General features: G+C 37.6%; 2 protein-coding genes and 1 pseudogene. 1 reads left to right on the top strand and 2 read right to left on the bottom strand.

Annotated features, from left to right (window positions below):
* Together F6K13_RS30035 and F6K13_RS30030 are read right to left on the bottom strand one after the other, a co-directional pair.
* Positions 1-626: pseudogene (locus F6K13_RS30035) on the bottom strand (peptidase); the annotation flags it as partial.
* A gap of 671 nt (positions 627-1,297) precedes the next feature.
* A complete protein-coding gene (locus tag F6K13_RS30030; RefSeq protein WP_124144285.1) occupies positions 1,298-1,732 on the bottom strand; it encodes a hypothetical protein in 435 nt (144 codons plus the stop codon).
* A gap of 17 nt (positions 1,733-1,749) precedes the next feature.
* Here F6K13_RS30030 and F6K13_RS30025 point away from each other — a divergent pair, with 17 nt between their 5' ends.
* Positions 1,750-1,875 (top strand): hypothetical protein, encoded by a 126-nt coding sequence (locus F6K13_RS30025; protein ID WP_275670326.1) that lies wholly within the window; start codon positions 1,750-1,752, stop codon positions 1,873-1,875.
* Positions 1,876-2,126 lie beyond the last annotated feature (251 nt).

The following is a 2,126-nucleotide window of genomic DNA, read 5'->3' as shown; positions in this document are numbered from 1 at the left end:
GCCATGACAATTTCTTTTAGTTCTTGTTTATCTGTTACTAACTCAGTTCCAGCAGCAAGATTTAATAGCCATCTACCAAAAGCAGTAATAGGACGACCAATGGTGCGTTGTGATACCTGATGTACATTCCATCCTAAAATATTACAAGCAAATGCTGCCCAAATATTCAGTTGTGTGATTTCTTGTATTGCTCTTATTTCTGCCAGTAAACTCCACAGAGTCAGTAGAACACTGATAGGAATGCCAAAATATGGTAATCCAATGAGAAAGCTTAACATCTGGGGTGCATAACTCAACCCCAGAGTACGGATAACTGTCAGTAATTCTAAGTTGATATTAAAGATGAGGTGACTGACTAACCAAAGACTGATTGCCCAAAACCCAAAACTAAAGACAAATATAATCGCTGAAATTCCCAGACTGAGAACAAAGCGTAATCGTTTAACCTTGTTAATGAATAGTACAACACATTGAGCGATCGCTTGTGCTAAACCAGCAATTAAGACTACAGTTAATGCTACCTGAATGCCTTGGGGCAAACTATTAATTTGGTTATAAACTTCTGGGTTTAGGGTTGATGCACCTGATATGAGGTGCCAGAATTGGTCGAAAGCTTTTCCTGTCATGGTTTTAATTTCACAAAAATAGGTAGAACTCCGGGGTTCTCCTATAAGGGAATGTTTTATGGGATAGAAACTATGTTATATCATGTTCGGTTTGAATACTTATACATAACTGTTGTGAGGAGTCAGTCCTCAGGAGTCAGGAGGGCAGCAAGAAATAAGAGGAGGAAAAAGAGAAAATTTTTTCGTTTGCTGGCGCACAACGCGCGTTAACGCGGAGCGCGGAACAGAGTTATATCGCGCTCTTATCCGGATATGGTCCGAAGTGGTTATTTAAAGAGACATGATATAAAACCCCGCCTTTTAATACCAAATTCAAAAAAGGCCGTTACAGTATTAATCTCTAAATTCCGACCAGCAGAGAAAACCACTGTAGCAATATTTTATGAAATTAGTTGGAGGGAGGCTCAAATTCCCTACTTCCCCTCCCAGGAGGGGTTAGGGGTGGGTTAACTTCTGACTTCTGACTTCGTTAACCCTCCCCCCCTTTAATACCAAATTCAAAAAAGGTCATTACAGTATTAATCTCTAAATTCCGACCAGTAGACAAAAGCACTGTAGCAATATTTCATGAAATTGGTATAAGGCGAAATGTGTTTGGAGGAAGGCTCAAATTCCCTACTTCCCCTCCCAGGAGGGGTTAGGGGTGGGTTAACTTTTGACTTCTGACTTTGTTAACCCTGACCAGTTAAAGCATCTGCAAACGGATCGGGCAAAGCTTCTTGTACTTCCATGTCTTCATTGTCTTCAACAGATAAATCATCACTATTTAGATTTTTTTTTAAAAAATTTTGGTTGTGTTGGTGCCGAGTAAAATCTTGTAATCTTGCTAACTCCTGTTGATAAACAGAAATAATTTTTGCCAGAGACTCTGCCACTTCATTCCAACTTTCATCATCTACAATTTTTTCAGCAATTCCTTGAAATAAATCTCCACTTTGATTTTTTTGAACATACTCCCTCAATAATTTTCCAGATTTTTGTAAAGCAGCCTGATACGCTTCTCCATCAGACCACCAAAGTCCGGGCTGATTCAATAACCAAGTCAAAATATATTCCTGAGCGTGTTGCTCTTTTACCCAATTAGCAAGATACTTTAATTCATCCATAAATTACCTCTTGAATTATGCCAATTATCAATACTAATACTATGTTTAATTCGACTCTCAAAACAAACATCTTTCACGCTTCACTCCAAATTGATGGAGAACGTATTATTACTTCGGAATTAAGTTCTTCTGTATTTCCTTAGTCCGACTGTAGGGGCAAAGGGCTGTTTGCGTACTTTGACCGCTAGCTAAATGTAGCAAAATTTTTAATATAGCAGAAGGAAGAAGGAAAAATCTGATGTTGTCTGAGTTTTAAGCTTTTGATATGTCAAATACAGTAATGGCGATCGCTATATTTGCTATGAGAAAGGAGAGTTTAATTTCCTAAATTTCAAAATTATTAGATTTTTTTCTATACAATTTACTCAAAACTAACAATAATAACCATCAGCAA

It is taken from the genome of Okeania sp. SIO2B9 (genome assembly GCF_010672505.1).
In the GTDB taxonomy this organism is placed as follows: Bacteria; Cyanobacteriota; Cyanobacteriia; order Cyanobacteriales; family Microcoleaceae; genus Okeania; species Okeania hirsuta.
Note: the sequence above shows the minus strand (reverse complement) of the source record. Positions and strands in the feature narration are given on the sequence as shown.

Coding starts and splice junctions, on each gene's coding strand:
- F6K13_RS30030 (WP_124144285.1), bottom strand. CDS start 1,732: ATGGATGAATTAAAGTATCTTGCTAATTGGGTAAAAGAGCAACACGCT.
- F6K13_RS30025 (WP_275670326.1), top strand. CDS start 1,750: ATGCCAATTATCAATACTAATACTATGTTTAATTCGACTCTCAAAACA.